This is a genomic window from Streptomyces sp. NPDC048504 (genome assembly GCF_043200035.1).
GTDB lineage: Bacteria > Actinomycetota > Actinomycetes > Streptomycetales > Streptomycetaceae > Streptomyces.
The window spans coordinates 60,881-87,148 of sequence record NZ_JBICXA010000002.1 but is presented as its reverse complement, the minus strand read 5'-3'; the positions used below and the strand labels follow the sequence as shown (position 1 = coordinate 87,148).

Sequence of the window (26,268 nt, the reverse complement as noted above, 5' to 3'; positions counted from 1 at the left end):
TGCGGGGGACTGGCACGGCTTTCTTGGGAAGTTACCCGTACGTATGGCGAAGGTCACGGGGATCGCTATGTGACCCTGGCCGCAGTTTCTAAGCGCTTGCTTGGGCCCCCGGCGGTCGAGCGGGCGGGTCGGCAGGGGCGGGCGTCCCTGGGGGCTGCGCCCCCAGACCCCCATCGGCCTGAACGGCCTCGTCCTCAAACGCCGGACGGGCTGGAAGGTGCCGCCTCCGGTTCTGGTACCCGCCGCCTCTTCCGGCGCTTCAGCAGAGCCCACGGCCCCCGTGGCCCGCTCGGCATCGCCGCCGTGACCTCCGTGCCCGCCTCCGACGCCGCCTCCGCGGCAGCGCGTGCCACCGGCAGGAAGCCCTCGCGGCGGGACGCGTCCGGGCGGTCCTCCTCGGCCGGCCAGAGGCCCAGGGTGGCGCACACGGTCGGCAGGACGGCCATCGCCGCCGTCGCGTAGCCCTCCGCCGAGGGGTGGAAGTTGTCCGGGCCGAACAGCTCGCGGGGGTTCGCCGCGAACTCGGGGCCCAGCAGGTCGCCCAGCGACACCGTGCGCCCGCCCTGCTCGACCGTGCCGATCGTCTGGGCCGCCGCCAGCTGTCTGGACGCCCGGCGGGCCAGCCAGCGCAACGGCTGCTGGACCTGCTCGACCGTCCCGAGGTCGGGACAGGTGCCGACGACCACCTCGGCGCCAGCCGTGCGCAGCCGTCGTACCGTCGCCGAGAGGTGACGGACCGAGCGGGTCGGGTGCATGCGGTGGGTGACGTCGTTCGCGCCGATCATGATCACGCAGACGTCGGGCACCCGGGTGGTGTCCGCGAGGGCCAGCGCCACCTGGCGGTCCAGGTCGTCGGACTGGGCGCCGGGGAGGGCCACGTTGTGCAGCTCGACCGGGCGTTCCGCGACCGCCGCCAGGCCCGAGGCCAGCAGCGCGCCCGGGGTCTGGGCCGCCCGGTGGACACCCTGGCCCGCCGCCGTGGAGTCGCCGAGCATGGTCAGCCGGATCGGGGGTTCACCCGGGGTGTCGTAGACATGTCCGTACCGGCCGTCCGCGCTCGGCACATGGTTGCTGCCCGGCGCATGGCCGTTGCCCACATGGCGCTTTACGAAGCGGACCTCGGCCAGCACCAGCCCGACCGCCGCCGCGCCCACCAGTCCGACCCCGCCACCGCCGTACGCCGCACCGGCCGCGATCCGCCGGGCCACCCGCGCCCTCGACATCTTCGTCATACGCCGCCGCCACCTCCTCTGAGCCGTCATCCACTCCTTGCCCCGAACAGCACGTCGCCCAATCTCAACAGTCGGTGAACGTGGATTTCGGGCCTTAGGCTGGCGGAACCAATCACGACCACTTCTTTTGCGGCAACCGGAGACAACGGTGCAATTCCACGACTCGATGATCAGCCTCGTCGGCAACACCCCGCTGCTGAGGCTCAACAGCGTGACCGCGGGCATCCAGGCGACCGTGCTCGCCAAGGTGGAGTACTTCAACCCCGGCGGATCCGTGAAGGACCGCATCGCGCTGCGCATGATCGAGGCGGCCGAGAAGAGCGGGGAGCTTCAGCCCGGCGGCACCATCGTCGAGCCGACCAGCGGCAACACCGGTGTCGGCCTGGCCATCGTCGCCCAGCAGAAGGGGTATCACTGCATCTTCGTGTGCCCCGACAAGGTGTCCACCGACAAGATCAACGTGCTGCGCGCGTACGGCGCCGAGGTGGTCGTGTGCCCGACCGCGGTGGACCCCGAGCACCCGGACTCGTACTACAACGTCTCCGACCGGCTGGTCCGTGAGACGCCGGGCGCCTGGAAGCCGGACCAGTACTCCAACCCGAACAACCCGCTCTCCCACTACCACTCGACCGGCCCCGAGCTCTGGGAGCAGACCGAGGGGAAGATCACCCACTTCGTGGCTGGCGTGGGGACCGGTGGGACCATCTCCGGCACCGGGCGCTACCTCAAGGACGCCAGCGAGGGCCGGGTGCAGGTCGTGGGCGCCGACCCCGAGGGCTCCGTCTACTCCGGCGGGTCCGGGCGGCCGTATCTCGTCGAGGGTGTCGGTGAGGACTTCTGGCCGACCGCCTACGACCGGACCGTCGCGGACGAGATCGTCGCCGTGTCCGACAAGGACTCCTTCCAGATGACCCGCCGGCTGGCGAAGGAGGAGGGGCTGCTCGTCGGCGGCTCCTGCGGGATGGCGGTTGTGGCCGCGCTGCGGGTGGCCGAGCGGCTCGGGCCGGACGACGTCGTGGTCGTGCTGCTGCCCGACAGTGGGCGCGGGTACCTCTCCAAGATCTTCAACGACGAGTGGATGGCCGACTACGGCTTCCTGGAGGACGAGGGTCCCAGCGCCCGCGTCGCCGACGTCCTCAACGACAAGGTGCACGGCGCCATCCCGTCCCTCGTGCACATGCACCCGGACGAGACGGTCGGCGAGGCCATCGAGGTGCTGCGCGAGTACGGCGTCTCGCAGATGCCGATCGTGAAGCCGGGCGCCGGTCACCCGGACGTCATGGCGGCCGAGGTCGTCGGCTCGGTCGTCGAACGGGAGCTGCTGGACGCCCTGTTCACCCAGCGCGCCTCGCTGACCGATCCGCTGGAGAAGCACATGTCGGCCCCGCTGCCGCAGGTCGGCTCCGGTGAGCCGGTGGGCGACCTGATGACCGTGCTCGGGGGCGCCGACGCGGCGATCGTCCTGGTCGAGGGCAAGCCGACCGGTGTCATCAGCCGGCAGGACCTGCTGTCCTTCCTCGCCAAGGGCGGGAAGCAGTAGGAAACGTCCGGTGAACGGGCCGTGCCGACGGCGACTTTGCGGTTGCCCACCGGAACGGTGGACTTCGCGGAAGTGGTACGAGCGCGTCACGTCCACGCAGCACCCGCTTAACAAGCGTCGGGCAGATTAGTGGATGTCGGCAGGGCGGGAGCGGCTCCCCGCCTCGCCGACACAAAAACGGCGTCACGGACCTCCGGAGCGGCTCCCGGACCTCCACCGACGCCTAGGACGCGCACGCCCGGCCCTGACCCGGCACGCGTCCCTCGCGGGGACCGCCGTCGTCCCGCCCTCCCGGCAACGGGGGGTGCGGCGGTCCCCGCGCATAGCTTTTTCTACGGCCCTGCAGTGGCCCAACTCCCCAACCGGGACGGTCAGTCCTCCCACTCGCTGTCCTGCGAGGACCCACGGCGCCGCCCGCCGAAGAGCCCCGGGTTGGTGCGGGCGGCCTGGACGGCGTTGACGCCGACGATGCCGGCCCAGGCCACCAGCAGGCCGGGGAGGTGGGCGATGCCGCCGCCGATCGCGGACAGCGGGATCGCCAGGACCATCGAGACGATGCCGAAGCCGAAGCGTTCACCCCAGGAGTCCGTGGCGGCCTTCGGCCCGCGGGAACCGCGCGCGACCACCATCTGCTGCTCGGCCATCTGCCGGCGCACCCGGCGCTCCACCGCGCCGTCGATACGCTGGTCGACCTTCTCCAGGAACGAGTCGACCAGCGCCGACTCGTACTCGTCGCCGAGTTCCCTGCGCGCCTGCAGGGTGGCGTTGAGTTCCTTCTTGAGTTCGACGTCGTTCGCGTCCATTCCCGTCATGCGACTCAGATTAGGGAGCCGCCGCGCCCGCCGCACTGGGGATAGCCCCCCTGTCGGAAGTCGGGTTCACCGGGAGCACCCCGAGCGACTCCAGCACCCGGCGATGACCACCGTGCTCCACACCGGAGATCCGGACCTCGATACCCCGGTCCCGCAGCTCCCCGACCGCGTCCTTCAGCGCGAGCGCCCCCGTCGCGTCGACTGCCGTCAGCCCCGACAGCCGTAGGTCCACGGCCGTCACGTCCTGGACGTCCGCGAGGCTGCGGCGGAAGCGGTGGGCGGCGGCGAACAGGAGCGGGCCGTCGAAGAGGTAGGTCACCGTGCCTGCGGCGGCGGGGAGTTCGTCGGTCGTGGCCGGGGTCAGGCGGGTGCCGCGCATCGCCGCGCGCAGGGCGAGCAGGACCGAGACGCCGAGGCCGATCAGGACCGCGCGCACCAGGTCGAGGGCGAGGGTGCCGGCCGCGGTGAGGACCAGGACCAGGGCGTCGCCGTGCGTCGAGCGGGCCATCGCGCGGACCGCGTCCGTCTCCACCATGCGGACCGCCGTCGCCAGCAGCACTCCGGCCAGCGCGGCCAGCGGGATACGGCCCACCAGCGGCGCCGCGACCGCGACGATCCCGGCGAGGATCACGGCGTGCGCGAGGGCGGCCAGGCGGGAGGTGGCGCCGGTGCGGACGTTGACGGCGGTGCGGGCGATGGCGCCGGTCGCCGGGACACCGCCGAAGAGCGGGGCCGCGAGGTTGGCGATGCCCTGGCCGAAGAGCTCCTTGCCGGGGTCGTGGCGTTCGCCGGGGCGCATCGCGTCCGCGACGGAGGCCGAGAGGAGGGACTCCAGGGCCGCGAGCGCCGCCACCGCCGCTGCGGGGAGGAGGAGGGACGGGACCCGGGATACGTCGAGGAAGGCGAGGGAGGGGGCGGGGAGAGAAGCCGGGAGCGTGCCCAGGCGCGTCACGTGCAGGTGCAGCGCCTCCGAGACGACGGTCGCCACGCCAACTGCCGCCAGGGAGAAGGGAACTGTGGGCTTCCAGCGCGCTCCCGCCAGCATCAGCGCCGCCGAACCGAGGGCCAGCAGCAGCGCGGCCCAGTGCGGGGTCGCGTCGAACTCCTCGGCCGCCCGGGCCGCGACCACCGCGACCTGGTCACCGCTCGGGGTGGGCACGCCCAGCGCCGACGGCACCTGCTGGAGCCCGATCACACACGCGATGCCGATGGTGAAACCGGCGATCACGGGTGCGGGGACGTACGCCATCGCCGCCCCCGCGCGGGCGAAGGCGAGCACGAGGAGCATGAAGCCGGAGATCAGACCGACCGTCAGGACGCCGTTCGCGCCGTACTCGTGGACGATCGGGACGAGGACCACGGTCATCGCGCCGGTCGGCCCGCTGACCTGGCGCGCGGAGCCGCCGAACAGCGCGGCGAGCGAGCCCGCGACGATCGCGGTGATCAGGCCGGAGGCCGCGCCGAGACCGGACGTCACCCCGAAACCGAGGGCCAGGGGGAGGGCGACCACGGCGACCGTGAGGCCGCACAGGAGGTCGCGGCGCGGGGCGCGGGTCATGGTGCGCAAGTCGGCGGGGGAGGGCAGGACGGAGAGCACGCCGTTCATCTTCATGGACTTCTTCGCGTGGGGAGCGTGAGGGCAATAGGCTTACGGCAGTGGGGAGTTGGGGCTACGGCAGCAGCGACACGAGCCCCGTGTCGAGGTCGAAGCGGGCCGCCACGACGTGCGCGGAGGTGAAGGCGGGGTCGGCGCGGATCGCGTCCCTGACCCAGGCCGTGTGGGCCCGCATGGTGTGCTCGGCCCAGTCGCCGGGCAGGGCGCGGGTGCGGCGCGCGGCCGGGCTGATCTCGTCGACCAGGAGGGCGAGATGGCCGGGGACGGGGGCGCCGGTCTCCAGGTGCGCGAGGGTCGCCGCGACCGCGCCGCAGCGCTCGTGGCCGAGCACCAGCACCAGGGGGATGCGCAGTTCCTCCACCCCGTACTGGATGGACGCGAGCACCGCCTCGTCCAGGACCTCGCCGGCCGTCCTTATGCACAGCAGGTCGCCGAGGCCCTGGTCGAAGACCAGCTCCGGCGGGACCCGGGAGTCGATGCAGCCGACGATCACCGCGAACGGGTGCTGTGCGGTGGCCAGTTGGTGACGGAGTCGGCGGCTCTCGTCCGGGTGGCGGGAGTGGTCGGTGGCGTAGCGGCGGTTGCCGTCCAGGAGTTCGGCGAGCGCGGCGGGGGCGGTGGCCGGGTGGGGCCGTGGGCCGACGGCGGCGGTGGCGGTCGTAGGGGCGGCGGCCAGCGCGCCGACGGCGGTGGCCGTCAGAAAGGCCCTGCGGTTCGAGGCCATGCGTTTCCTCAGGTGGTGTGCTTGTTCAGCACGTTGTGCTGTAGCGCTCAATCACCCTACGCATGCGATCAGTCACCCTGAGTGTCCGTTTAATGACACTTGGCTGATTCCTCGTCAGATCATCGACACGTCATTACTTCGTGATGCCGTGCTGTTTGGCATACGTGTTCGCCACGTCCTCCGGGTCCTTCTTGTCCTTGTCCACCTGTCGGTTCAGCTCGGTGAGCTGGGCCGTGGTGAGGAGGTTGCCGAGCCGCGCGAGGGCCTTGCGGACAACGGGGTCGGCCACGCGGTCGGCGATGAGCGGGACGATGTGCTGGCTGGGGATCAGGGTCTTGGGGTCGGTCAGGACCACCCAGTCGTTGGCCTTGATGTCGGTGTCGGTGGTGAACAGGTTCGCCACGTCCACATCGCCCTTCTTCAGCGCGCCCTTCACCAACGGCCCGTCGGAATCAAGGGACTTGAACTCCTTGAACTCCACGCCGTACACGTCCTTCAGTCCTACGACGCCCACCTGGCGGGTCTTCACCTCGGCGGAGGCGCCGATGACGAGCTTGCCGTTGTGCTTCGCCAGGTCGGCCAGCGTGGTCAGGCCGTACTTCTTGGCGGTCGCGCGGGTGACGACGAAGCAGTCCGCGTCCTCGGCGATGCCGTAGGGCAGGACCTGGAGGCCGGAGGGGAGGGCGAGGGTGAGGGCGTTCTGCATCTCGCCCGCCTCCGCGACCTTGGACTTGGGCTGGAGGTAGGTGAGCAGGGAGCCCTGGTACTCGGGGAGGAGGTCGATGTCGCCGCTCTTGAGGGCGGGGAAGACGATCTCGCGGGTGCCGAGGTTGGGGCGGACCTTGACCTTCACGCCGGCCGCTTCGAGGGCGGCGGCGTAGAGGTAGCCGAGGACCTGGTTCTCGGTGAAGTTGGCGGTGCCGATGGTGACGCCGTTCTTGCTGGAGGCGCTGCCACCGCCGCTGGAGCCCCCGCCGTCGAGCGAGGTGACGCCGCTCGCGCAGGAGGACAGGACGGGGACGGCGACGGCCGTTCCGGCGAGGGCGCCGAGGAGGGTGCGACGGTTCATTTCGGAGTTCCCGGTTTCCCTAGGCGGTGCGGTGGCGGAAGAGGAAGCGCTGGAGGGCGGACAGGCCCAGGTCCAGGGCGATGGCCACGACGGCGACGAGCACCGCCCCGCCGAGCACCTGCACGAGGTCGCGCTGGGCGAGTCCGTCGAAGACGTAGCGGCCCAGGCCGCCGAAGGAGACGTAGGCGGCGATCGTGGCGGTGGCCACCACCTGGATGAGGGCGAGGCGCAGGCCGGTCATGATCAGGGGGAGCGCGAGGGGCAACTCGACCTGGAACAGGACCTGGTGGCCGCGCATGCCCTGGCCGCGGGCCGCGTCCTTCACGTCCGGGTCCACGGCCGTCATGCCTGCGTAGGCGTTCGTGACGATCGACGGGACCGCGAGGGCGACCAGCGCGATGTACACCGGCCACATGGACAGGCCGCTGGCGAGGAAGACGAGGACGACCAGGCCGACGGTCGGAAGGGCGCGGCCGAAGGAGGCGAGGTTGATCGCGAGGAACGCGCCCTTGCCGGTGTGGCCGATCAGCAGGCCGAGCGGGAGGCCGATCGCGGCGGCGATGAGGGTCGCGAGCAGCGAGTACTGGAGGTGCTCGGCGAGGCGGTGCGCGATGCCGTCCGTGCCGGCCCACTGGGAGCCGCTGGTCAGCCACGTGCCGAGGTTCTTGAAGAGTTCGAACATCAGGCTCGCCGCCTCTTCCACGGGGTGAGTACGTACTGGAGGGCGACCAGGGCCGCGTCCGCGACCACGGCGAGCAGCAGGGTGAGGACCACGCCCACGATCACCGGCGTCGGGAAGTCGCGCTGGAAGCCGTCGGTGAAGAGCTGGCCGAGGCCGCCGTCGCCGATGTAGGTCGCGACCGAGACGAGCGAGATCGACATGACGGTGGCGATACGGACACCGGCCATGATCACCGGGAGCGCGAGGGGGAGTTCGACGGTGAGGAGCGTGCGCAGGGGGCGCGTGCCCATCGCCTTCGCGGCCTCCTTCGTCTTCGCGGGGACCGAGTCGAGGCCCTCGACGGTGTTCCGCAGCAGCACGACCAGCGTGTAGACCGTCAGGCCGATGACCGTGGTCGTACGGGTGAGGCCGCTGATCGGGAGCAGGAGCACGAAGATCGCGATCGACGGGATCGTGAAGAGCACGTTCGACAGGCCGAGCAGGAAACCTCGGAGCGGGCGGACCCGGTGGGCCACGACCGCCAGCGGGAGCGAGATCAGCAGGCCGAAGAAGACGGCGGTCATCGCGGCCTGGAGATGCGAGAGCGTGAGGCTGGTGAGGTCGTCGGTGTGGTCGCCTATCCACGACCAGTCGATGGTCACGCCGCCACTCGCGCTTCCGCATGGGCCTGGCCCGCGTGGGTGTGGATGTCGTCGCGGGAGGAGACGCCGGTGAGGACGCCGTTCGCGTCGACGCGGGCGATCAGGCCGTTCGGGGAGGCGACGGACTCGTTGAGGGCGGCGAGCAGGGAGTCGCCGTCCTGGAGGGGTCGTACGGGTATCTCGGCACCCTTGGATGTCCAGTGCAGCGGCTTGCGCGCCTCGTCCACGACCAGGGTCCAGGTGCCGCCTTCGGGGGCCGGGCCCTGCGGGACCTCGGCGAGGGTCTTCAGGGAGAGCAGCTTGAGGCCGCGTTCGGCGCCGAGGAAGTCGGCGACGAAGCCGTCGGCCGGGCGGGCGAGGAGTTCGGCGGGGGCCGCGCACTGGACGAGGTGGCCGCCGGTGCGGAAGATCGCGATGCGGTCGCCGAGCCGTACGGCCTCGTCGATGTCGTGCGTGACGAAGACGATGGTCTTGTTCAACTCCTTCTGCAGGCGCAGGAGTTCGTCCTGGAGCTGGGTGCGGACCACCGGGTCCACGGCGCCGAAGGGCTCGTCCATCAGGAGCACCGGCGGGTCGGCGGCGAGCGCGCGGGCCACGCCGACGCGCTGCTGCTGGCCGCCGGAGAGCTGGTGCGGGTAGCGCTTCCCGGCGTCGGCGGCGAGGCCGACGGTCTCCAGCAGCTCGGCCGCGCGGGCCCTGGCCTTCCTCCGGCCGTGGCCCAGCAGCAGCGGCACGGTGGCGATGTTGTCCAGCACCGTGCGGTGCGGGAAGAGGCCCGACTGCTGGATGACGTACCCGATGGAACGGCGCAGTTCGGCCGCGTCCTGCTGGGTGACGTCCTTGCCGCCGACCTTGATGACGCCCGAGGTCGGGTCGATCATCCGGTTGATCATCCGAAGGGTGGTCGTCTTGCCGCAACCGGAGGACCCGACCAGTACGGTGACCCCGCCTTCCGGCATCTCCAGGGAGAGGTCGTGAACTGCTGTCGTGCCGTTGGGGAAGCGTTTGTGGACCGCGTCGAACTGGATCATGAGTTGTCCCTTGCCCGGCTGTATAACGTCATGCAGAGTTCTTGGTGTCTGAATAGTTTGTCAATGTCTCCGCGTTAATCCGAGGTAACGGATGACCGGCAGGCAAGATCGAGTGTCCTGATTGAGGGGAGTTCGTCGCCTTATGTCGTCTCAGATCGTGGACGCCTCCGATGTGGCGCTGTCCGGAGGCACCGATCTGGTCGTCCTCGACGGGGTCGGCTTCGGGGTCATCGACGTCGTACGCCTCGCCGACGGGGACGCCCGACCGGTCGCCGGCACCGACGCGATGAAGCGCGCGACCGAGTCCTGGGACGCGGCCCGCCAGATCGCCGCGACGGGCCGCGTCTACGGCCGCTCGACGGGCGTGGGCGCCAACCGGAACGAGGATGTGCCCACCGAGGCCGCGGCTGAACACGGTCTGCGGCTCCTCCGCAGCCACGCCGGAGCGATCGGCGACGAGCTCCCGGCCCGGGAGGTCCGGGCGATGCTCGCCGTCCGCGCGAACCAGTTGCTGGCCGGGGGCGCGGGACTACGGCCCACGGTCGTCACGGCGTTGTGCGAGGCGCTGGAGAACGGGGTGTATCCGGTCGTCAACGAGTTCGGGTCGGTGGGGACGGGGGATATCGCGGCGCTGGCTCAGGTGGGGTTGGCGTTGGTGGGGGAGCATCCCTGGCGGGTCGCGGGGGGTGTTGGCGGCCTTGGTGTCGGGGATTCCGTCAGCCGTACTGGGCCGGCCTCAAGTGCCCATCCGCTCAACGGAGTTCCCGAGCCCCATGCTCTCGCCGGAGTTCCCGAGCCCCAACCCCTCGACAACAACGACGCGCTCGCGCTCATCAGCAGCAACGCCCTCACCCTCGGCCAATCCGCCCTCGCCCTGCACGAGTTGCGGGGGCTGATCGGGGCCACGCAGGTCGTCGGGGCGCTTTCGCTGCTTGCCGTGGACGGGTCGCACGAGCCGTTCGCCGCGCCCGTGCATGCCGCCCGGCCGCACCGGGGGTCGACCGAAGTCGCCCGGCGGATGCGGGAGTTGATCGGGGCCGCGGACCGGCCCACTCCTCCGCTCGGGCGGATTCAGGACCCGTACGGGTTCCGGTGTCTGCCGCAGATCCATGGTCCCGCGCACGACGCGGCGGACGCGTTGGAGGAGGTGCTGGCGATCGAGATCAACGCCGCCGCCGAGAACCCCTTCATCTCCGCCGAGGACATGACCGCCTACCACCACGGCGGCTTCTACCAGGCCCAACTCGTCCTCGCCCTGGACCACTTCAGGCTCGCGCTCACCCAGGTCGCCCGGCTGTCGACGTCACGGCTCTCCTCGCTGAACGAGCCCGCGTTCACCCGGCTCAAGCCGTTCCTCGCGGACAACGAGGCCGCGTCCTCCGGGGTCATGATCCTGGAGTACGCAGCCGCGGCCGCCCTCGGCGACCTGCGCGCGTTCTCGGCTCCCGCCTCGCTCGGGCACGCTGTACTCTCCCGGGGCGTCGAGGAACAGGCCAGCTTCGCCTCGCTCGCCGCACGTCAGACACTGCGTGCCTGCCGCGCGTACCGTCTCGTCGTCGGCTGCGAACTGGTCGCCGCCGTACGGGCGTTGCGTCAGCGCGGTCTGCGGCCCGACCCGGAACTCCCGGTCGGCCGCGCGCTGGAGCTGGCCGAATCGGTGCTCGACGACGAGACGGCGGACCGGCCGCTCACGGACGATGTGACGGCGGCGGCGGGCCTGCTGGACCGGTTCACGGAGATCTGGAGGGGGAGCGCGTCATGAGCGTGGACAGGAGTGTGGACGGGATCGTGGAGGGAAGCGCGGATGGGGCTGCGGATGGGGCTGCGGATGGGGCCGCGGACAGGAGTGCGGGTGTGACCGACAGCCCGGCCGCCCGGCTGCAGGCGCTCTTCGAGGGGCACCGGCTCACGCCGACCCAGCGGCGCATCGCGCACAGCATGGTGCGCCGTGCCGCCGACGTGCCGTTCCTCTCCAGCGTCGAACTCGCCGAACTCGCCGGCGTCAGCCAGCCCTCCGTGACCCGCTTCGCGGTCGCCCTCGGCTTCGACGGCTACCCGGCGCTGCGCAAACACCTCCGCGAGGTCGCGCCCGCCGAGTCGGCCCCGGACACGGCGTCGTACAACGAGTACCAGCAGGCCGTAGAGGCCGAGATCGAGAACCTGAAGCACCTCGCGGAGATACTGGCCGACCCCCGCCCGGTCGCGAAGGCGGGGCGTCTCCTCGCCGCCTCGCGCCCGCTGCCCGTGCTCGGTCTGCGCGCGGCGGCCTCCCAGGCCTACGGCTTCGCGTACTTCGCCGCCAAGGTCCATCCGGACGTACGGCTGCTCAACGAGGGCGGCACGATGATCCACGACCGGATCGACGCGGCCGTCCGGGCCGGCGCCACCACCCTCCTGTGCTTCGCGCTGCCCCGGCACCCGCGCGAGGTCGTCGACACCCTGGCGTACGCGAGGGAGGCGGGCCTGACCGTCGTCACCGTCGCGGACTCGGCGTTCGCCCCCGTCGCCAAGGTCTCCGACCTCCTGATCCCGGCCGCGGTCGGCACCGGCCTCGCCTTCGACACGGCCTGCGCGCCGATGCTGCTCGGGCGGGTGTTGTTGGAGGCGATGTGCGATGACTTGCCGGATGCGCAGGCGAGGCTTGAGGAGTTCGACGCTCGGGCGGCGGCGCGGGGGTTGTTTGTGGAGTGAAAGGCGCTGCGCGGGCGGAGGCGGGGTTGTCGGGTGCGGGTGCGCTGTGGCTGGTCGCGCCCCGCCCAGCCGGGAAAACCCGTCCCAGCTGCCGAGTTCTCAGACTCGTCTCACGTTCGCTCACTAGTCTCCCGGCCGGACAGAACTGTGCCGGGACGACCAGGAGGCGGGACGTGGCACGCGGAGATCGCAGAGTCCAGGGGCTGGCCCGAGTGGCAGTCGTCGTACGGGCCGGGGCGGCCCCGATGTGGTGGTTCGGGGTGCTGGCGGCGGGTGTCGGGGTGCTGCTGCCCGGTGTCACCGGGCGCCGGATCGGGGTGATGGCCGGGGCCGCGCTGTTCATCGTCGCGGCGGTCGTGGTGTCGTACACGCGGCGTCGGCGGTACACCGCGCTGGCCCGCGGTGCCGCCCGGGCCGGGAAGCACGACGTGCTCCAGGACCGCGCGGTGAGCACGCGGAACTGGCGCCGCGCCCACCGTTGGTGGCTCGTGCTCGCCTTCGCGCTCGCGCTGGCGAGTTCGTTCGCGGTGCCCGCGGCGGGCGGCATGCTGCTCGCCGGTGCCGGTACCGGGCTGCGACTGAAAGCCGCCTGGCTGGGTCGCCGCGAGCGTGCCGACGACGTCCTGCTGTGGATCCGCGTCGACTGGCTGAACGGGCGCGGCGGCGCCCCCGCCGGCAAGCCGGTCAAGGGCTACCGCTCCACCGGCATCGCCGCGGGCGACGCGACCCCGGGCGGGGCGCGCCGCCGTAGCGACGTCTTCGCCTGACCCGGGTTCGGCTAGACCTCCAGGTCCGCCTCGATCTTCTTCAACTGGTGCCTGGCCATGGCCAGGTTGGCCCGGTTGGAGTCCAGGACCAGGTAGAGGAACAGGCCGTTGCCGCCGCGTCCTTTGATCAGGCGGATCAGGTGGTACTGGCTGGACAGGGTGATCAGGATGTCCTCGATCTCGCCCTTCAGGCCGAGGTGTTCCATCGTGCGCAGCTTGGAGCGCACGACGTCGGTGTTCCCGGCGGCGGCGACGCCGAGGTCGAAGGTCTTGCTGCCGCCCATCGTGCCGAGCGCCATACCGCTGGTGTAGTCGACGAGCGCGACCCCGGTCGCGCCCTCGATGGAGGTCAGCGCCTCTTTGAGGGAGGTTTCGGTGTTGGCCATGACAGTGCTCCTTTGGTTCCGTTCAGCTTTCCGTGGTGGTCCGCGCGTTGGTGCCTGTGGTGGTGCGTGGTGCGCGCGGTGTTCTCGTTCGTGCGGTGGTGGTTTTCGGGGGTGCCTTGGCGGGCGGTGCCGCTTCGGCCGGCGTCTCCGTCACGGCCGCTCTGGCCTCGGCCGCGGCCTCGGCGTCGACCAGCTCGCCGATCCGGGCCCCCGCGCGGCGGCCCTCCAGCAGCAGCCGTCCGACGTGGACGCGGTCCTGGGCGAGCACGGTCAGCACGGCGCCGCGGCCCGCCGCGTAGGTCGCGACATAGCCGTAGACCCCGCGCACGATCAGCTCGCGGAAGTCGCCCTGCCCGGTCGCGTCCGCCATCCGTACGGCCACGCCGAGCGCTGTCACGGTGAGCGCGGCCACCCGTTCCGGCTCGACGCCCGGGGTGTCCTGCGCCAGGACGAGACCGTCGACGCCCGCCGCCAGCGCCCCGGTCAACTGGGGCACGCGGGCTCTCAACCGGCGCAGCTCGTCGAGGATCTCTGCCTCGGAGGCCATCGGCTCTCTCCTCTCGGCGCGTGCTCGCTGCCACTCAAAGGGCCTCCAGCGCATCTCTGAGCCTCTTCAGCAAGGTGATGTCGGGATCGGTGACGTCGGGCAGGGGAGCGGCGGCGGGCGCGGGCGGCCGGGGCGACACGAGCCCCGCCGACACCAGCCGCCGGACGTCCAGCAGCGTGGGGTACGCCCGCCGCCCCAGCGCCCGTGCGATGTCCGGCGCCGTGCGGACGCCGTCCACCCGTGCCAGCACCGCCGCCTGCCGGGCCGTGATCGGCGGCGGCGCGACGGGGTCGGCCCGCACCAGCGGCGCGCCGTCCGTCGCCGCGTCCGGCCACACGCGGTGCAGCAGATCGCGGCGGCGCAGCGTCTCGCGCTCCAGTGCGGCCACCGGAACCGGCCGCACGGAACCGAGCGGATGCGTGACGCCGTAGCGGAAACGGCCCGGGGTGCTGCTCGGCGCGAGCACGAAGTACGCCGCGTCGTACAGCGCCCCGAGATGGCACAGTTCGAGTGCGCCGGGGCTCAACAGGCCGCCGTCCAGCAGGAGCCGGGTCGTGGTGTGCCGGTCGTCGGTCGCCTTGGCCGCGGCCTCCCAGGCGCCGGCACGCAGGGTGCCGTGCGCGGTGAGGAGGAGGTCGAGGCCGGGGGCGGACGGGCTCTCGGCGTGCACGACCCGGCCGGCCACGAGATGAAGGCTGCCGCGCTCGCGGACGAGGACACCGGTGGCCTCCTCGGCGGCGAGCCGTGTCAGCATCGGCGAGACACCGCCCCAACCCCGGTCGCCGGCCGCGGACTTGGCCCGCACGGGCAGCCGGGGCGGCGGGGTGGTGGGCGTGGCCTTGACCGCGGTCATCCCAGCACCAGCCGTCCGGCCATCTCGCCGAGCCGGATCCGGGCCAGCGCGAGGTTGCCCTCCGCGCGGGCCAGCCACAGATGCAGGAACACACTGCTGTCGAACGACGTCCGCACGAACCGGAGCACGTGATAGCTGTCCCGGTTGCTGACGATCAGATCCTCCAGCGGAGGATCGTCGGCCGTCTCACCGTCCTCCCCGACGGACGCGAACGCCCGGTGCTCCGCCGCGAGCCGCGCCAGCTCGGCGGCCTCGGCGGCACTGGCCTCCTGGTCACCCCCGGGCGACTCCCCGACGACGCCCAGGGCCAGCCCGCTCGTCCAGTCGACCAGCGCGGCGCCCCGGGCACCGGGCAGTCGCATGGCCTCAAGTAAGCACTCGTCGATTCCGGGCACCGTGGCTCCCCTCCCGCCTGCGGTTCGGCTGAGTGACGACGAAGCTACGCACCGTGTGGCCGAGGGGTGAGGGATCTGGCATTTTCCAGTGGAACATGCGCCCGAGTGACTAAGGTGGGTCAACTGACCCCGTTTTCACATGAGTTGCATGGGTCAGTTGAACCCTGCTCGCACGGGCGTGCGTCAACGGCTCCCGGGCGCGCGGAGGGTGGTGAGCGCGGCGGCGTGCGCCCCGCCGGATTCGGCCACGATCTCCGCCACCGTCTGCGGCTCCCGCACGGTCGCGAACGACACGCCCCCGGCACCGTCCCGCACGAAGCCGTAGATCCCGGGCCGGGCAAGGGAGTTGTAGGCGTAGTGCGCCGCGAAGTAGTACGCCCCGGTGTCCAGCGCGGCCGCGTAGTCCCCCTGCTCCAGCAAGGGCAACGCCTGCCCCTCGGCCAGCAGGTCACCCGCGAAGCAGGCGGGCCCGGCGACGTCCTGCACCACGTCCGCCCCCGACTTGGGCCGCCCCTTCCCGTCGTAGGCGGCGATCCGCAGCGGCCACGACTGCGGCGCGTACACCGTCCGCGTCGCCACCTGCACGCCCGCGTGCGTGATCGCGATCGGCCGTCCCCCGGCGCTCTTCGCGTACTCGACCCGGGCCACCACCGTGCCCTGCTTGGCCAGCATCGACCGCCCGAACTCGGTCACCAGCCCGTACCGCCCGTCGAACAGCCCCGGCACCGCCTCCCTGAGCAGCCGCGCGTACTGTGCGTACGTCGGGGCCGTCGCGTCCGAACCGAAGTTCACCCCCAGGCCGCCGCCGATGTCGAGCGTGTCGATCTGCGGCCGCCCGAGCCGCGCGTTGATCTCCTCGGCCAGTTCGTACGTCTCCGCCACGCCCCGCGCCAGCAGCGACAGCGGGATGCCCTGCGACCCGGTGTGCGCGTGCAGCCGGGTCAGCCACGGCCGCTCCGCGTACGCCCGCACCACCCACTCCCGCGCCCCCTCGTCCCGCAGCGCCACCCCGAACTTCGAGGTCGCCGTAGCCGTGGACAGCGCGGCGATCGACCCGCCGCCGATCTGCGGATTGACCCGGATCCCCAGCGGGGAGCGACTGGTCGCCGACCGCATCAGCGCGTCGATCCGCTCCAGCTCCTGCGGGTTGTCGGCGTTCACCGCGATCCCCAGCGCCAGCGCCTCCCGCAGCTCCGCCGGCGTCTTCGCGGGCGCGTCCAGCACCGTCCGCTCCGGCCGTACGCCCGCCGCCCGCGCCAGGGCCAGCTCACCGGGGCTCGCCACCTCCGCGCCGATGCCCTCCTCGTGCAGCAGCCGCAGCACCGGCACGAGCGGACTCGCCTTCACGGCGAACGCGTGCAGCACGGGCGTCCCGGGCGCCGTCACCGCGTCGAACGCCGCGCGCAGCGCCGCCGCCGACTCCCGGATACCGGTGACGTCCAGCAGCGCGGCGATGGGGGCACCGGGCCCCAGCAGCCCCTGCTCCACGGCGGCCTGTACGGCTTCGTCCCGGCGGGCGGTGCGTTCGGCGCCGGGATCCGTGCCGGGATCGGTGCCGTCCGTGTGACCCTGGTTTCCGTCGTTCACTGGAGCCCCCGTCATGTCGTCGCCCATGGTCGGTACATCCGGCCAAACACTCAGAGCCTGCCCACAGAGACGCCCCGATGTATTGACTAGTTCTATTCACGAAGCCAGGATGTGAATAGCTGTAGTAGGAAATCCGCTGAGAGAGCAGTCCGCTAGGAGGCAGACCATGTCAGGACCCCGCCCCGTACGAGCACCGCGCGGTACGGAACTGAGCGCCCTGGGATGGCAGCAGGAAGCCGCTCTGCGGATGCTGCAGAACAACCTGGACCCCGAGGTCGCCGAACACCCCGACAAGCTCGTCGTCTACGGCGGCACCGGCAAGGCCGCCCGCGACTGGCGCTCCTTCGACGCCATGGTCCGCACGCTGCGCACCCTGAAGCAGGACGAGACGATGCTCGTCCAGTCGGGCCGCCCGGTCGGCGTGATGCAGACCCACGAGTGGGCGCCGCGCGTGCTCATCGCCAACTCCAACCTCGTCGGCGACTGGGCCAACTGGGAGGAGTTCCGGCGCCTGGAGGCCCTCGGGCTCACCATGTACGGCCAGATGACGGCCGGCTCCTGGATCTACATCGGCACCCAGGGCATCCTCCAGGGCACGTACGAGACCTTCGCCGCCGTCGCCGCGAAGAAGTTCAACGGCACCCTCGCCGGAACCATCACCCTCACCGCCGGCCTCGGTGGCATGGGCGGTGCCCAGCCCCTCGCGGTCACGATGAACGACGGCGTCGCGATCTGTATCGACGTCGACCCGCGCGCCATCGAGCGCCGCATCGAGCACCGCTACCTCGACGTCAAGGCCGACAGCCTGCGCCACGCTTTGGAGTTGGCCGTCGAGGCCCGTGACGCCCGCCGCCCGCTCTCCATCGGCCTTCTCGGCAACGCCGCCGAACTGTTCCCGCAGATGCTCGCCGAGGGCGCCCCCATCGACATCGTGACCGACCAGACCTCGGCCCACGACCCGCTGGCCTACCTGCCGATCGGCATCGCCTTCGAGGACATGGCCGACGCCGCCGCCAAGGACCCGGCGGGCTTCACCGCCCGCGCCCGCGAGTCCATGGCCAAGCACGTCGAGGCGATGGTCGGCTTCATGGACGCCGGCGCCGAGGTCTTCGACTACGGCAACTCGATCCGCGGCGAGGCCCAACTCGCCGGGTACGAGCGGGCGTTCGCCTTCCCCGGCTTCGTCCCCGCCTACATCCGCCCCCTGTTCTCCGAGGGCAAGGGCCCCTTCCGCTGGGCCGCCCTGTCCGGCGAGGCGTCCGACATCCACAAGACGGACAAGGCGATCCTCGACCTCTTCCCCGACAACGAATCCCTGCACCGCTGGATCAAGATGGCGGGCGAACGCGTCCACTTCCAGGGCCTGCCCGCCCGCATCTGCTGGCTCGGCTACGGCGAGCGCGACAAGGCCGGCGAGCGCTTCAACGACATGGTGGCCTCCGGCGAGCTGGCCGCCCCGCTGGTCATCGGCCGCGACCACCTGGACTCCGGCTCCGTCGCCTCCCCGTACCGCGAGACCGAGGCCATGCTCGACGGCTCCGACGCGATCGCCGACTGGCCCCTGCTGAACGCCATGGTCAACGTCGCCTCCGGCGCCTCCTGGGTCTCCATCCACCACGGCGGCGGCGTCGGCATGGGCCGCTCCATCCACGCGGGCCAGGTCACGGTCGCCGACGGCACGGCTCTCGCCGGCGAGAAGATCCGCCGCGTCCTGACCAACGACCCCGGCATGGGCGTCATCCGGCACGTCGACGCCGGCTACGACATCGCGGAGCGGGTCGCCGACGAGCGGGGTGTGCGGGTGCCGATGCGCGAGGGTGGAGACGCGTGACGGATGTCGAGGGCGGGCGCGGCAACTCCTCGGTGGGGGCGGGGGCTTCGTCGCCGACCGCAGGTCCGGCTGTGCCCACCCGTTCCGCCCTGCGGAACGACTGCCCACAGCCTGAGCGGCCTGAGGGTCACAGCCAGGCTGCAAGCCACAACACGCCCTCCTTCCACGAGATGTGGCGCGAACTGCTCCCCATCGGGCGGCACCCCGACTCTCGTGGCTACCGCCGCTACGCCTGGACCGGCGCCGATGCCGAATGCCGGGCCTGGTTCAAGGCGCAAGCCGAGGCTCGCGGGCTGGCTTACGAACTCGACCGCAACGGCAACCAATGGGCCTGGCTGGGCGACCCCGCCGCCGGGGACGCTGTCGTCACCGGGTCGCATCTCGACTCGGTGCCCGATGGCGGGGCCTTCGACGGGCCCCTCGGGGTCGTGTCGTCCTTCGCCGCGCTCGATGAACTGCGGGGCAGGGGAGTGGAGTTCACCAGGCCGCTCGCCATCGTGAACTTCGGTGACGAGGAAGGGGCCCGCTTCGGGCTCGCCTGTGTCGGGTCGCGGCTGACCGCCGGGCAGCTCACCGTCGAGCAGGCACACCGGCTGACCGACGGCGACGGGGTCACGCTGCCGCAGGCCATGGCGGCCGCCGGTTACGACGCCGACGCCATCGGCCCCGACCCCGAACGGCTCGCCCGCATCGGCGCGTTCGTCGAGCTGCATGTCGAACAGGGCCGCGCGCTGGACCTGTCCGGCGACCGGGTCGGCATCGCCAGCGCCATCTGGCCGCACGGGCGGTGGCGGTTCGACTTCCGGGGTGAGGCCAATCACGCCGGTACGACGAGGCTGGTGGACCGGCGGGACCCCATGCTGTCGTACGCCGAGACCGTGCTCGCCGCCCGCCGCGAGGCCCAACTCGCGGGCGCGGTGGCCACGTTCGGGAAGATCGCCGTGGAACCGAACGGCGTCAACGCCATCCCCTCCCTGGTGCGTGGCTGGCTCGACTCCCGCGCCGCCGACCAGCAGACCCTCGACACCGTGGTCACCGGCGTCGAGAAGGCGGCCCGCGAGTACGCGGAGGCGCGCGGCATCGACCTCGACATCGTCCGGGAGTCCTTCACCCCCGTCGTCGAGTTCGACCACGCCCTGCGCGACGAACTCGCCCGAGTCCTGGGGAAGGAGAAGGGGAAGGAGACGGAGCTGACCGTTCCCGTCCTCGGCACCGGTGCCGGACACGACGCCGGAATCCTCTCCGGGAGCATCCCGACCGCCATGCTGTTCGTGCGCAACCCCACGGGCGTCTCGCACTCCCCGGCCGAGTTCGCGGCCGAGGACGACTGCGTGGCCGGGGTGACCGCACTCGCCGACGTACTGGAAGGGCTGGCCTGCAGGTGACGCACCCCACCACGCGGACGTACTGGCTGGAACACGCCTGGCTCGACACCAACGTCGAGCCGGGCGTCGCCCTGGAGGTGAGGGACGGCCGGATCGCCGCCGTCCGCAAGGGAGTTGACGCCCCACCCCCGGGTGCCGAGACCCTCCGCGGCCTCACCCTCCCCGGCCTCGCCAACGCCCACAGCCACGCCTTCCACCGTGCCCTGCGCGGCACCGTGCAGGTCGGCTCCGGCACCTTCTGGACCTGGCGTGAGCTCATGTACTCCTTCGCCGACCAGCTCACCCCGGACACCTACCACGCACTGGCCCGCGCGGTGTACGCGGAGATGGCGCTGGCCGGGATCACGGCGGTGGGCGAGTTCCACTACGTGCACCACGCCCACGGCGGCACCCCGTACGCCGACCCCAACGCCATGGGCGAGGCCCTCGTCGCCGCCGCCTCCGAAGCCGGTGTCCGCATCACCCTCCTCGACACCGCCTACTTCTCCTCCGGCTTCGGACAGCCCCCCAACCGCCACCAGCTCCGCTTCTCCGACGGAAGCGCGGACGCCTGGGCCGAACGCTGTTCACTTCTCAAGGAACGGGATCACGCGAGGATCGGTGCCGCCATCCACTCCGTTCGGGCGGTGCCCGCAAGGGAGTTGGCGACCGTGGCGCGCTGGGCCGAGGAGCGCCGGGCCCCGCTCCACGTCCACCTCTCCGAGCAGACGGCGGAGAACGACGCCTGCCGCACGGCCCACGACTGCACCCCGACCCAACTCCTCGCCGACCACGGGGTGTTGGGACCCCGCACCACCGGCGTCCACAACACGCACCTCACGGACGAGGACATCGCGCTGCTGGGGCGTTCGGGCACCGGCACCTGTATGTGCCCGACGACGGAACGGGACCTCGCGGACGGCATCGGCCCGGCGGTCGCCCTCCAGCGAGCTGGCTCCCCTCTCTCCCTGGGCTCGGACAGTCACGCAGTCATCGACCTCCTCGAAGAGGCCCGCGCGATGGAGCTGAACGAGCGCCTCCGCACCCGCACGAGGGGTCACTGGACGGCGGCGGCCCTGCTCCGCGCGGCCTCGGCCGACGGCCACGCGGCGCTGGGCTGGGACCAGGCGGGAATCCTCGAACCGGGCGCCCTCGCCGACTTCACGACGATCGCGCTCGACTCGGTCAGGACAGCGGGGCCGGTGCCCAGGCTCGGCGCCGAGACGGCCGTATTCGCGGCGACGGCAGCGGACGTACGGCACACGATCGTGGGCGGCAGGCACGTCGTACGCGACGGGGCGCACGCGCTCGTACCGGACGTACCGCAGGCGCTCGCCGCAGCCGTCGAAGCCCTGCGCGCGTAGAGCCGATCGCCACCCCACGCACCCACGAGGCCACGATCCCCCGCACCCACGAGGACACGATGAGCGGCACCAGCACCAGCACCACTGTCATCACCAACATCGCCACGCTGGTCACCAACGACCCCTCCCTCGGTGACAGATCTCCCCTCGGTCTGATCCAGGACGCGGCCGTCGTCATCGACGGCGACCGCATCGCGTGGACCGGTGAATCAAGCAAAGCACCCGCCACTGACAATCGGGTCGACGCCGGTGGACGGGCGGTCCTGCCGGGCTTCGTGGACTCCCACTCGCACCTCGTCTTCGCCGGCGACCGCACGCAGGAGTTCAACGCCCGCATGTCCGGGCGGGCGTACAGCGCGGGCGGCATCCGTACGACGGTCGCGGCGACGCGCGCGGCGAGCGACGCGGAACTGGAGGCGAACCTCACCCGTTACCTGACCGAGGCCCTCCGCCAGGGCACCACCACCTTCGAGACGAAGTCGGGCTACGGCCTGACGGTCGCCGACGAGTCCCGCGCCCTCCGCATCGCCGCCGCGCACACCGACGAGGTGACGTACCTCGGCGCGCACATCGTCTCGCCCGACTACGCCGACGACCCGGCCGCGTACGTGTCCCTGGTCACCGGCGAGATGCTCAACGCCTGTGCCCCGCACGCCCGTTGGATCGACGTGTTCTGCGAGAAGGGCGCGTTCGACGGCGACCAGGCACGCGCGATCCTGACGGCGGGCAAGGCGAAGGGCCTGCACCCACGCATTCACGCCAACCAGCTCTCCTACGGCCCCGGCGTCCAACTCGCCGTAGAACTGGACGCGGCGAGCGCGGACCACTGCACGCACCTCACGGACGCGGACGTGGACGCGCTGGCGAGCGGCGCGACAGTCGCCACGTTGCTCCCCGGCGCCGAGTTCTCGACGCGCGCGGAATGGCCGGACGCACGCCGCCTGTTGGACGCGGGCGTCACGGTCGCGTTGTCGACGGACTGCAACCCGGGTTCGTCCTTCACGTCCTCCGTCCCCTTCTGCATCGCGCTGGCGGTACGGGACATGGGGATGACGCCGGACGAGGCGGTATGGGCGGCCACGGCGGGCGGTGCGGCGGCACTGCGACGGGACGACGTGGGGCGGGTTGCGGTGGGCGCGCGCGCGGACCTGATCCTGCTGGACGCGCCGAGCCATGTGCATCTGGCTTATCGGCCGGGGGTGCCGTTGGTGACTGAGGTGTGGCGGCGGGGGGCGCGGGCGGTTGCTGGAAGCTGGGGGTAGATCTAACCGCTGCTATGCGTTGTGACTGGTTAGAAAGGACTACAGCGTCCAGAGGGTGGGGGCCCGGTAACTCTGCTCTGATCACGGGGTGTTGGGGCTCCCGGCGCACAACGCGTGGTCGATCAGGGTGCTGGCCGCGTTCTCCTGGGCGAGGATGTGTTCCAGGGTGTCGCCGCGGGCCTCGGACATGGAGACGACGGCGCTTCGACTGCCGTTGTCGGTGGCGCCGTTGAGGGTGATGTAGCCGCCGTCCCCTCCCTCGTGGCTCCAGTAGGTTCCTCCGCAGCTCAGGGGGCGTTCGGCCAGGCCGAGTCCGTAGCGGCCGCCGGGCCAGAGCTGTTGGACCTCCGCGCTCACGGGGACGGTCCGTTTCATCTCGGTGAGCTGTCGCGGCGGCAGCAGGCGGCCGGCGAGCAGCGCGCGGAGGAAGGTGTTCTCGTCGCGGGTGGTCGTGACGTAGGAGAGGTTCTCGTAGTCCACGGGTATCTGCTCGGTGACGTCCACCAAGGAATCGGGCCCGAAGAGTTGATAGGCCTTCGCGTGCGGACGGGGCAGGGCGGACGAAGTACCGCCCCAGCGAGTCTGGTTGAGGCCGAGCGGACGGAGAATACGTTCGTCGATCTCCTGGTGGGCGGGTCGGCCGGTGGCCTTCTGGATGACGGCGTCGAGCAGGACGTAACCGGTGTTGGAGTAGCTCCAGCCCTCGCCTGGCGGGAAGTCCGGCGCGTGGGCCATGGCGCGAGCGACCAACTGCCCGGGGCTGTGGACGTCGTAGCGCTGCTGGTAGTACTCCTCCGGCGTGGTGTATCCGGGGAGGTCGTCGTGGATTCCGCTGGTGTGCTGGAGCAGTTGGCGGATGGTCATGCGGGTGCCGTCGTTGCCGTTGCCCCGCACCACGCCCGGCAGCCAGTGGTCGACCGTGACGTCCAGCGACAGCCTGCCCTCGGTCTCCAGTTGCAGTACCACGGTGGCGACCAGCGTCTTGGACGTGCTGGCCATACGGAAATACCCGTCGGAACGGACCGGGCGGCCGGTGTCCAGGTCGGCGGTACCGCTGGCGGCGACGGACTCCCGGCCGTCCGGCGCGACCGTGCGGGCCTGCACTCCGCTGACACCCAGAGCGTGGATCGCCTCGGTGTCCTGACGCAACTGCTCCGCAGGGGAGGGACTGGCGGGCTGGGCTACGGCGGTGCCCATCTCGGCGGCGAGCAGCGTGGCGATGCCGAGCGCCAGGGCGAGGGGCTTCCGTAGGGCCGAAGTCATGGCTGAACGCTAGTTTCGGGGTCCGGTGGGGTGCGATCCGGTGTGCCCCAGGATCGGAGTGGGGGTTAGCCCCCGGCGCGGGCGTGCTCAGGTGCGGAACAGGCCTGACTTGATGCCGTGTATGAGGTGGGTCAACGGGGCGGTGCTGGTGGTGAGTTCGGTGCTGGGAGTGTCGCTCTCGCGGAGGTGGAGGATGGCCTGGGTGGCGGCGAGTTCGACGCAGGCATCGCCGTCGCTGCCGTCGGAGAAGGTGGACTTCTGCCAATGCCGTGCCTGGGTCATGCGGGTCCTCACAGTTCCTTTGCCAGATGGTGGATGAACTCCCGCGACTGTGCGGGAGCGAGTGACGCCTTACCCACCTTAAGGAGAAGGGTACGAAGCCGTTGAAGCTGGGCTTCGGTATCGAGGGGCCCCTTGTTCACGGGCGCATCGCGGAGGCCGGTGTCCAGCCGGGGTACCGGACCGCCGAGGTAGATCATCGCTGCTCCCGCGCCGGCGAAGTCGTCCTGGTCGACGGGGATGACACGCACGGTGACGTGGTCCTGTTCGCTCAGGTCCAGCATCTGCTTGAGTTGTGCGCGAGCGACACGGCGGTCGGAGACGCGGATGCGTAGTGCGAACTCGTGGACGATCGCCTCGTACGGGGTCGGGCTGTCCACTTCCAGGACTGCGCGGCGTCGCATGCGGTGTTCGACCCTTGGCTCCAGTTCGCTCGACGGCAGACCCGGATTCATGTACGAGAACACTGACCGTGCGTAGTCGGGTGTCTGGAGCAGCCCCGGTACGTGGGTGATGACCACCTCGTGCTGGAACACCGCGTGATGTTCCAGTTCCGAGAGGTCCAGAAAGGATGTCGGTAGAACGCCCCGGAAGTCCTCCCACCACCCCTGTGTCCGGTCGGTCGCCATCGCCACGAGCGCGTCGATCAACGCCTCGTCGGTGCAGGCATAGTGAGCAGCCAGTCGCCTTACGCGTTCCTCGCTCACACCCGCGAAGCCCGCTTCCACCTGGCTCATCTGGGCTGACGTCGAGTTCAACAGGCTTGCCGCCTCGCGGGCTTTCAGCCCGGCTGCCTCCCGCAACCGGCGCAACTCGGTGCCCAGACGCACCTGTCGTGCCGTGGGTTGGCTCCTTGGCGCCATGCGCCCCTCCCGACCTCAACTGCCCCGCGGCTGTGCCTCATTCGGGGGTCAGATTACGACATCGGCTTGCGCGAGCAAAATTTTTTGCTCTACCTTCAGTGATGCGACGCACACGCTGCGGAAGCGCACCGCTTCGTCCTGCCATGACGGCTGCGGCAATGCCACCGCCCGCGCCCATCACCCACCTCACCCCGTCCGGAGCTGCCGCATGCCCGAAACCGAGCCCGAACCCTGGGAGTACTCCCTCTCCGTCCCGCACGATCGCCGTGCCGTCACCGTCTGCCGCCGCACCCTGCGCCTCGTCCTCACCGCGCACGGCCTCATCCGGGTCGTGGACACCGCCGAACTCCTCGCGACGGAGCTGGTGGCCAACGCCGTACTGCACACGAAGGGGCCGGTGATGCTCCGGGTGCGGTGGGCGGCGGGGGTACTGCGGGTCGGGGCGTGGGACGCGGACCCCGAACCCCCTGAACCGCCGGGCCAGTTGGGGGAGCTCTTGGGCGCCGAGGCAGGGAGAGGGCTCGCGTTGGTTCGGGCGTGTTCGGACTCCTGGGGGTGGCAGCCGCTGTCCAGGAACGGGCAGCGCGGCAAGTACGTGTGGTGCGAACTGGAGGTGGCGTAGTGGTCAGCTCGTCGCACGAAGCGCTGCACCGGATCTTCCAGAAGGACCCCGCGCTTCTGACCCGCGCCCTGCAGAGCGTGTTACGCATCCCCTTCCCACGCTGCTCCGGGCGGAGACCGACGACGGGGCCTACCTCCTGGTCGTCGAATCGCAGGGCAAGCCGGACGACAGGAAACGCGGCAGCTGGCCGTACTACCTCAGCTACCTGCATGAGAAGTACCGCTGCGAACCGGTGCTCATCGTCATCACCCAGAACAGCGCTACGGCCCGCTGGGCGGCGGAGCCCATCCATCTCGGGGTACGCGGGTGTCCCTCGCTGACGGTGCGCCCCTTCGTCCTGGGCCCGGACAACGTGCCGGTGATCGTGGGCGAGCGCGAGGCCGAACGGGACGTACCCCTTGCGGTGCTTTCGGCGATGACACATGGCCGTGGCCCGCAGGCCGCCGCCATACTGGAAAACCTGGCTACCGCCCTGCGGACCATCGACCCGGACAGCGCCGCGGTCTTCGTGCAGTTCGTCGACTCATGCCTGGCAGACCGCCAGGCCCAGCAGATGTGGAGGGACCTGATGACGGCGATCCAGTACTTCTGGCGGCACCCGCTGGCGGAGCAGGTGCGCGAGGAAGGCCGCGAGGAAGGCCGTGAGGAGGGACGGGCTCAGGAGCGCGCGGCGACGATTCTGCGAACCCTCCAGTGGCGTCAGATCGACGTACCCGACGACATCCGCGACCGCATCCTCGCCTGCACCGACATCGACGCACTCGGTACCTGGCTCGACCGCTCCTACGAGATCGCCGACGCGGGGGAGTTGTTCACCGAAAGGCCCTGAGTCGGACGGTTGATCCGCC

Annotated in this window: 25 protein-coding genes and 1 pseudogene; 10 read left to right on the top strand and 16 right to left on the bottom strand. The window is 71.1% G+C overall.

Annotation, left to right across the window (positions count from 1 at the left end; genetic code table 11):
* Positions 1-194 precede the first annotated feature (194 nt).
* Positions 195-1,232 carry an SGNH/GDSL hydrolase family protein gene (locus ACGFY9_RS04665; RefSeq protein WP_393751940.1) on the bottom strand — a complete coding sequence of 346 codons (1,038 nt, stop codon included), beginning with the start codon at positions 1,230-1,232 and terminating at the stop codon, positions 195-197.
* A 148-nt stretch (positions 1,233-1,380) separates the two neighbouring features.
* On the opposite strand from ACGFY9_RS04665, the gene ACGFY9_RS04660 reads away from it, so the two are divergent.
* Positions 1,381-2,772: a cystathionine beta-synthase gene (locus ACGFY9_RS04660; protein ID WP_393751938.1), complete on the top strand. Its 1,392-nt coding sequence runs from the start codon at positions 1,381-1,383 to the stop codon at positions 2,770-2,772.
* A 371-nt stretch (positions 2,773-3,143) separates the two neighbouring features.
* Here ACGFY9_RS04660 and ACGFY9_RS04655 read toward each other — a convergent pair whose 3' ends face one another.
* The 7 genes from ACGFY9_RS04655 to ACGFY9_RS04625 form a co-directional block, all read right to left on the bottom strand.
* Positions 3,144-3,575, bottom strand: a complete 432-nt coding sequence (locus ACGFY9_RS04655; RefSeq protein WP_393752836.1) for a hypothetical protein — start codon at positions 3,573-3,575, stop codon at positions 3,144-3,146.
* A 19-nt stretch (positions 3,576-3,594) separates the two neighbouring features.
* Positions 3,595-5,196: a SulP family inorganic anion transporter gene (locus ACGFY9_RS04650; protein WP_393751936.1), complete on the bottom strand. Its 1,602-nt coding sequence runs from the start codon at positions 5,194-5,196 to the stop codon at positions 3,595-3,597.
* 58 nt (positions 5,197-5,254) lie between these two features.
* On the bottom strand, positions 5,255-5,923 hold the full coding sequence (locus tag ACGFY9_RS04645; protein ID WP_393751934.1) for a carbonic anhydrase: 669 nt from the start codon (positions 5,921-5,923) through the stop codon (positions 5,255-5,257).
* A gap of 133 nt (positions 5,924-6,056) precedes the next feature.
* Positions 6,057-6,992, bottom strand: a complete 936-nt coding sequence (locus tag ACGFY9_RS04640) for an ABC transporter substrate-binding protein (RefSeq protein ID WP_393751932.1) — start codon at positions 6,990-6,992, stop codon at positions 6,057-6,059.
* A gap of 19 nt (positions 6,993-7,011) precedes the next feature.
* Positions 7,012-7,674: an ABC transporter permease gene (locus ACGFY9_RS04635; protein WP_393751930.1), complete on the bottom strand. Its 663-nt coding sequence runs from the start codon at positions 7,672-7,674 to the stop codon at positions 7,012-7,014.
* A complete protein-coding gene (locus tag ACGFY9_RS04630) occupies positions 7,674-8,315 on the bottom strand; it encodes an ABC transporter permease (protein ID WP_327403516.1) in 642 nt (213 codons plus the stop codon). The genes ACGFY9_RS04635 and ACGFY9_RS04630 overlap by 1 nt, the downstream gene beginning before the upstream one ends.
* Entirely contained in the window at positions 8,312-9,346 is a 1,035-nt protein-coding gene (locus ACGFY9_RS04625; protein WP_393751928.1) for an ABC transporter ATP-binding protein, read from the bottom strand. Before ACGFY9_RS04625 ends, ACGFY9_RS04630 begins: the two co-directional genes overlap by 4 nt.
* 142 nt (positions 9,347-9,488) lie before the next feature.
* Between ACGFY9_RS04625 and ACGFY9_RS04620 the strand changes: the two genes are divergently transcribed.
* From ACGFY9_RS04620 to ACGFY9_RS04610, 3 genes are all read left to right on the top strand, one after another.
* Positions 9,489-11,108, top strand: a complete 1,620-nt coding sequence (locus ACGFY9_RS04620) for an aromatic amino acid ammonia-lyase (protein WP_393751927.1) — start codon at positions 9,489-9,491, stop codon at positions 11,106-11,108.
* 92 nt (positions 11,109-11,200) lie between these two features.
* Positions 11,201-12,037, top strand: coding sequence for a MurR/RpiR family transcriptional regulator (locus ACGFY9_RS04615; RefSeq protein ID WP_393751926.1), 837 nt, complete (start codon positions 11,201-11,203; stop codon positions 12,035-12,037).
* Positions 12,038-12,210: 173 nt separating this feature from the next.
* Positions 12,211-12,804, top strand: a complete 594-nt coding sequence (locus ACGFY9_RS04610) for a hypothetical protein (RefSeq protein WP_393751924.1) — start codon at positions 12,211-12,213, stop codon at positions 12,802-12,804.
* A gap of 11 nt (positions 12,805-12,815) precedes the next feature.
* Here ACGFY9_RS04610 and ACGFY9_RS04605 read toward each other — a convergent pair whose 3' ends face one another.
* From ACGFY9_RS04605 to ACGFY9_RS04585, 5 genes are all read right to left on the bottom strand, one after another.
* Positions 12,816-13,190, bottom strand: a complete 375-nt coding sequence (locus ACGFY9_RS04605; protein WP_393751922.1) for a hypothetical protein — start codon at positions 13,188-13,190, stop codon at positions 12,816-12,818.
* Positions 13,191-13,212: 22 nt separating this feature from the next.
* Positions 13,213-13,737: a roadblock/LC7 domain-containing protein gene (locus ACGFY9_RS04600; protein ID WP_393751920.1), complete on the bottom strand. Its 525-nt coding sequence runs from the start codon at positions 13,735-13,737 to the stop codon at positions 13,213-13,215.
* 34 nt (positions 13,738-13,771) lie between these two features.
* Positions 13,772-14,590: a transcriptional regulator gene (locus ACGFY9_RS04595; RefSeq protein ID WP_393751918.1), complete on the bottom strand. Its 819-nt coding sequence runs from the start codon at positions 14,588-14,590 to the stop codon at positions 13,772-13,774.
* Positions 14,587-14,985: a hypothetical protein gene (locus ACGFY9_RS04590; protein WP_393751916.1), complete on the bottom strand. Its 399-nt coding sequence runs from the start codon at positions 14,983-14,985 to the stop codon at positions 14,587-14,589. The genes ACGFY9_RS04595 and ACGFY9_RS04590 overlap by 4 nt, the downstream gene beginning before the upstream one ends.
* A gap of 183 nt (positions 14,986-15,168) precedes the next feature.
* Entirely contained in the window at positions 15,169-16,587 is a 1,419-nt protein-coding gene (locus tag ACGFY9_RS04585; RefSeq protein WP_393751914.1) for a diaminopimelate decarboxylase, read from the bottom strand.
* A 151-nt stretch (positions 16,588-16,738) separates the two neighbouring features.
* Between ACGFY9_RS04585 and hutU the strand changes: the two genes are divergently transcribed.
* The 4 genes from hutU (at position 16,739) to hutI (ending at position 22,393) form a co-directional block, all read left to right on the top strand.
* A complete protein-coding gene (gene hutU, locus ACGFY9_RS04580) occupies positions 16,739-18,403 on the top strand; it encodes a urocanate hydratase (RefSeq protein WP_393751912.1) in 1,665 nt (554 codons plus the stop codon).
* Positions 18,404-18,573: 170 nt separating this feature from the next.
* Entirely contained in the window at positions 18,574-19,788 is a 1,215-nt protein-coding gene (locus ACGFY9_RS04575) for an allantoate amidohydrolase (protein WP_393752835.1), read from the top strand.
* On the top strand, positions 19,785-21,131 hold the full coding sequence (locus tag ACGFY9_RS04570; protein WP_393751911.1) for a formimidoylglutamate deiminase: 1,347 nt from the start codon (positions 19,785-19,787) through the stop codon (positions 21,129-21,131). Before ACGFY9_RS04575 ends, ACGFY9_RS04570 begins: the two co-directional genes overlap by 4 nt.
* A 59-nt stretch (positions 21,132-21,190) precedes the next feature.
* Positions 21,191-22,393, top strand: coding sequence for an imidazolonepropionase (gene hutI / locus ACGFY9_RS04565; protein WP_393751909.1), 1,203 nt, complete (start codon positions 21,191-21,193; stop codon positions 22,391-22,393).
* A gap of 81 nt (positions 22,394-22,474) precedes the next feature.
* Here the strand turns inward: hutI and ACGFY9_RS04560 are convergent, their stop codons facing one another.
* From ACGFY9_RS04560 to ACGFY9_RS04550, 3 genes are all read right to left on the bottom strand, one after another.
* Positions 22,475-23,656 carry a serine hydrolase domain-containing protein gene (locus tag ACGFY9_RS04560; protein WP_393751907.1) on the bottom strand — a complete coding sequence of 394 codons (1,182 nt, stop codon included), beginning with the start codon at positions 23,654-23,656 and terminating at the stop codon, positions 22,475-22,477.
* Positions 23,657-23,743: 87 nt separating this feature from the next.
* Positions 23,744-23,938 (bottom strand): DUF397 domain-containing protein, encoded by a 195-nt coding sequence (locus ACGFY9_RS04555; RefSeq protein ID WP_393751905.1) that lies wholly within the window; start codon positions 23,936-23,938, stop codon positions 23,744-23,746.
* A gap of 8 nt (positions 23,939-23,946) precedes the next feature.
* Positions 23,947-24,798, bottom strand: a complete 852-nt coding sequence (locus ACGFY9_RS04550) for a helix-turn-helix domain-containing protein (RefSeq protein ID WP_393751903.1) — start codon at positions 24,796-24,798, stop codon at positions 23,947-23,949.
* 208 nt (positions 24,799-25,006) lie between these two features.
* Between ACGFY9_RS04550 and ACGFY9_RS04545 the strand changes: the two genes are divergently transcribed.
* Both ACGFY9_RS04545 and ACGFY9_RS04540 read left to right on the top strand, forming a co-directional pair.
* Positions 25,007-25,420: an ATP-binding protein gene (locus tag ACGFY9_RS04545; protein WP_393751901.1), complete on the top strand. Its 414-nt coding sequence runs from the start codon at positions 25,007-25,009 to the stop codon at positions 25,418-25,420.
* A pseudogene (locus ACGFY9_RS04540) lies at positions 25,420-26,249 on the top strand (hypothetical protein). The gene ACGFY9_RS04545 and the pseudogene ACGFY9_RS04540 overlap by 1 nt, the downstream one beginning before the upstream one ends.
* Positions 26,250-26,268 lie beyond the last annotated feature (19 nt).

What these genes read in the sequence shown, in the direction of transcription:
- ACGFY9_RS04575 (WP_393752835.1), top strand. Translation starts at nt 18,574, where the DNA reads ATGTGGCGCGAACTGCTCCCCATCGGGCGGCACCCCGACTCTCGTGGC.
- hutU (WP_393751912.1), top strand. Translation starts at nt 16,739, where the DNA reads ATGTCAGGACCCCGCCCCGTACGAGCACCGCGCGGTACGGAACTGAGC.
- hutI (WP_393751909.1), top strand. Translation starts at nt 21,191, where the DNA reads ATGAGCGGCACCAGCACCAGCACCACTGTCATCACCAACATCGCCACG.
- ACGFY9_RS04645 (WP_393751934.1), bottom strand. Translation starts at nt 5,923, where the DNA reads ATGGCCTCGAACCGCAGGGCCTTTCTGACGGCCACCGCCGTCGGCGCG.
- ACGFY9_RS04625 (WP_393751928.1), bottom strand. Translation starts at nt 9,346, where the DNA reads ATGATCCAGTTCGACGCGGTCCACAAACGCTTCCCCAACGGCACGACA.
- ACGFY9_RS04560 (WP_393751907.1), bottom strand. Translation starts at nt 23,656, where the DNA reads ATGACTTCGGCCCTACGGAAGCCCCTCGCCCTGGCGCTCGGCATCGCC.
- ACGFY9_RS04585 (WP_393751914.1), bottom strand. Translation starts at nt 16,587, where the DNA reads ATGACGGGGGCTCCAGTGAACGACGGAAACCAGGGTCACACGGACGGC.
- ACGFY9_RS04640 (WP_393751932.1), bottom strand. Translation starts at nt 6,992, where the DNA reads ATGAACCGTCGCACCCTCCTCGGCGCCCTCGCCGGAACGGCCGTCGCC.
- ACGFY9_RS04650 (WP_393751936.1), bottom strand. Translation starts at nt 5,196, where the DNA reads ATGAAGATGAACGGCGTGCTCTCCGTCCTGCCCTCCCCCGCCGACTTG.
- ACGFY9_RS04555 (WP_393751905.1), bottom strand. Translation starts at nt 23,938, where the DNA reads ATGACCCAGGCACGGCATTGGCAGAAGTCCACCTTCTCCGACGGCAGC.
- ACGFY9_RS04550 (WP_393751903.1), bottom strand. Translation starts at nt 24,798, where the DNA reads ATGGCGCCAAGGAGCCAACCCACGGCACGACAGGTGCGTCTGGGCACC.
- ACGFY9_RS04655 (WP_393752836.1), bottom strand. Translation starts at nt 3,575, where the DNA reads ATGGACGCGAACGACGTCGAACTCAAGAAGGAACTCAACGCCACCCTG.
- ACGFY9_RS04635 (WP_393751930.1), bottom strand. Translation starts at nt 7,674, where the DNA reads ATGTTCGAACTCTTCAAGAACCTCGGCACGTGGCTGACCAGCGGCTCC.
- ACGFY9_RS04595 (WP_393751918.1), bottom strand. Translation starts at nt 14,590, where the DNA reads ATGACCGCGGTCAAGGCCACGCCCACCACCCCGCCGCCCCGGCTGCCC.
- ACGFY9_RS04600 (WP_393751920.1), bottom strand. Translation starts at nt 13,737, where the DNA reads ATGGCCTCCGAGGCAGAGATCCTCGACGAGCTGCGCCGGTTGAGAGCC.
- ACGFY9_RS04605 (WP_393751922.1), bottom strand. Translation starts at nt 13,190, where the DNA reads ATGGCCAACACCGAAACCTCCCTCAAAGAGGCGCTGACCTCCATCGAG.
- ACGFY9_RS04665 (WP_393751940.1), bottom strand. Translation starts at nt 1,232, where the DNA reads ATGACGAAGATGTCGAGGGCGCGGGTGGCCCGGCGGATCGCGGCCGGT.
- ACGFY9_RS04620 (WP_393751927.1), top strand. Translation starts at nt 9,489, where the DNA reads ATGTCGTCTCAGATCGTGGACGCCTCCGATGTGGCGCTGTCCGGAGGC.
- ACGFY9_RS04545 (WP_393751901.1), top strand. Translation starts at nt 25,007, where the DNA reads ATGCCCGAAACCGAGCCCGAACCCTGGGAGTACTCCCTCTCCGTCCCG.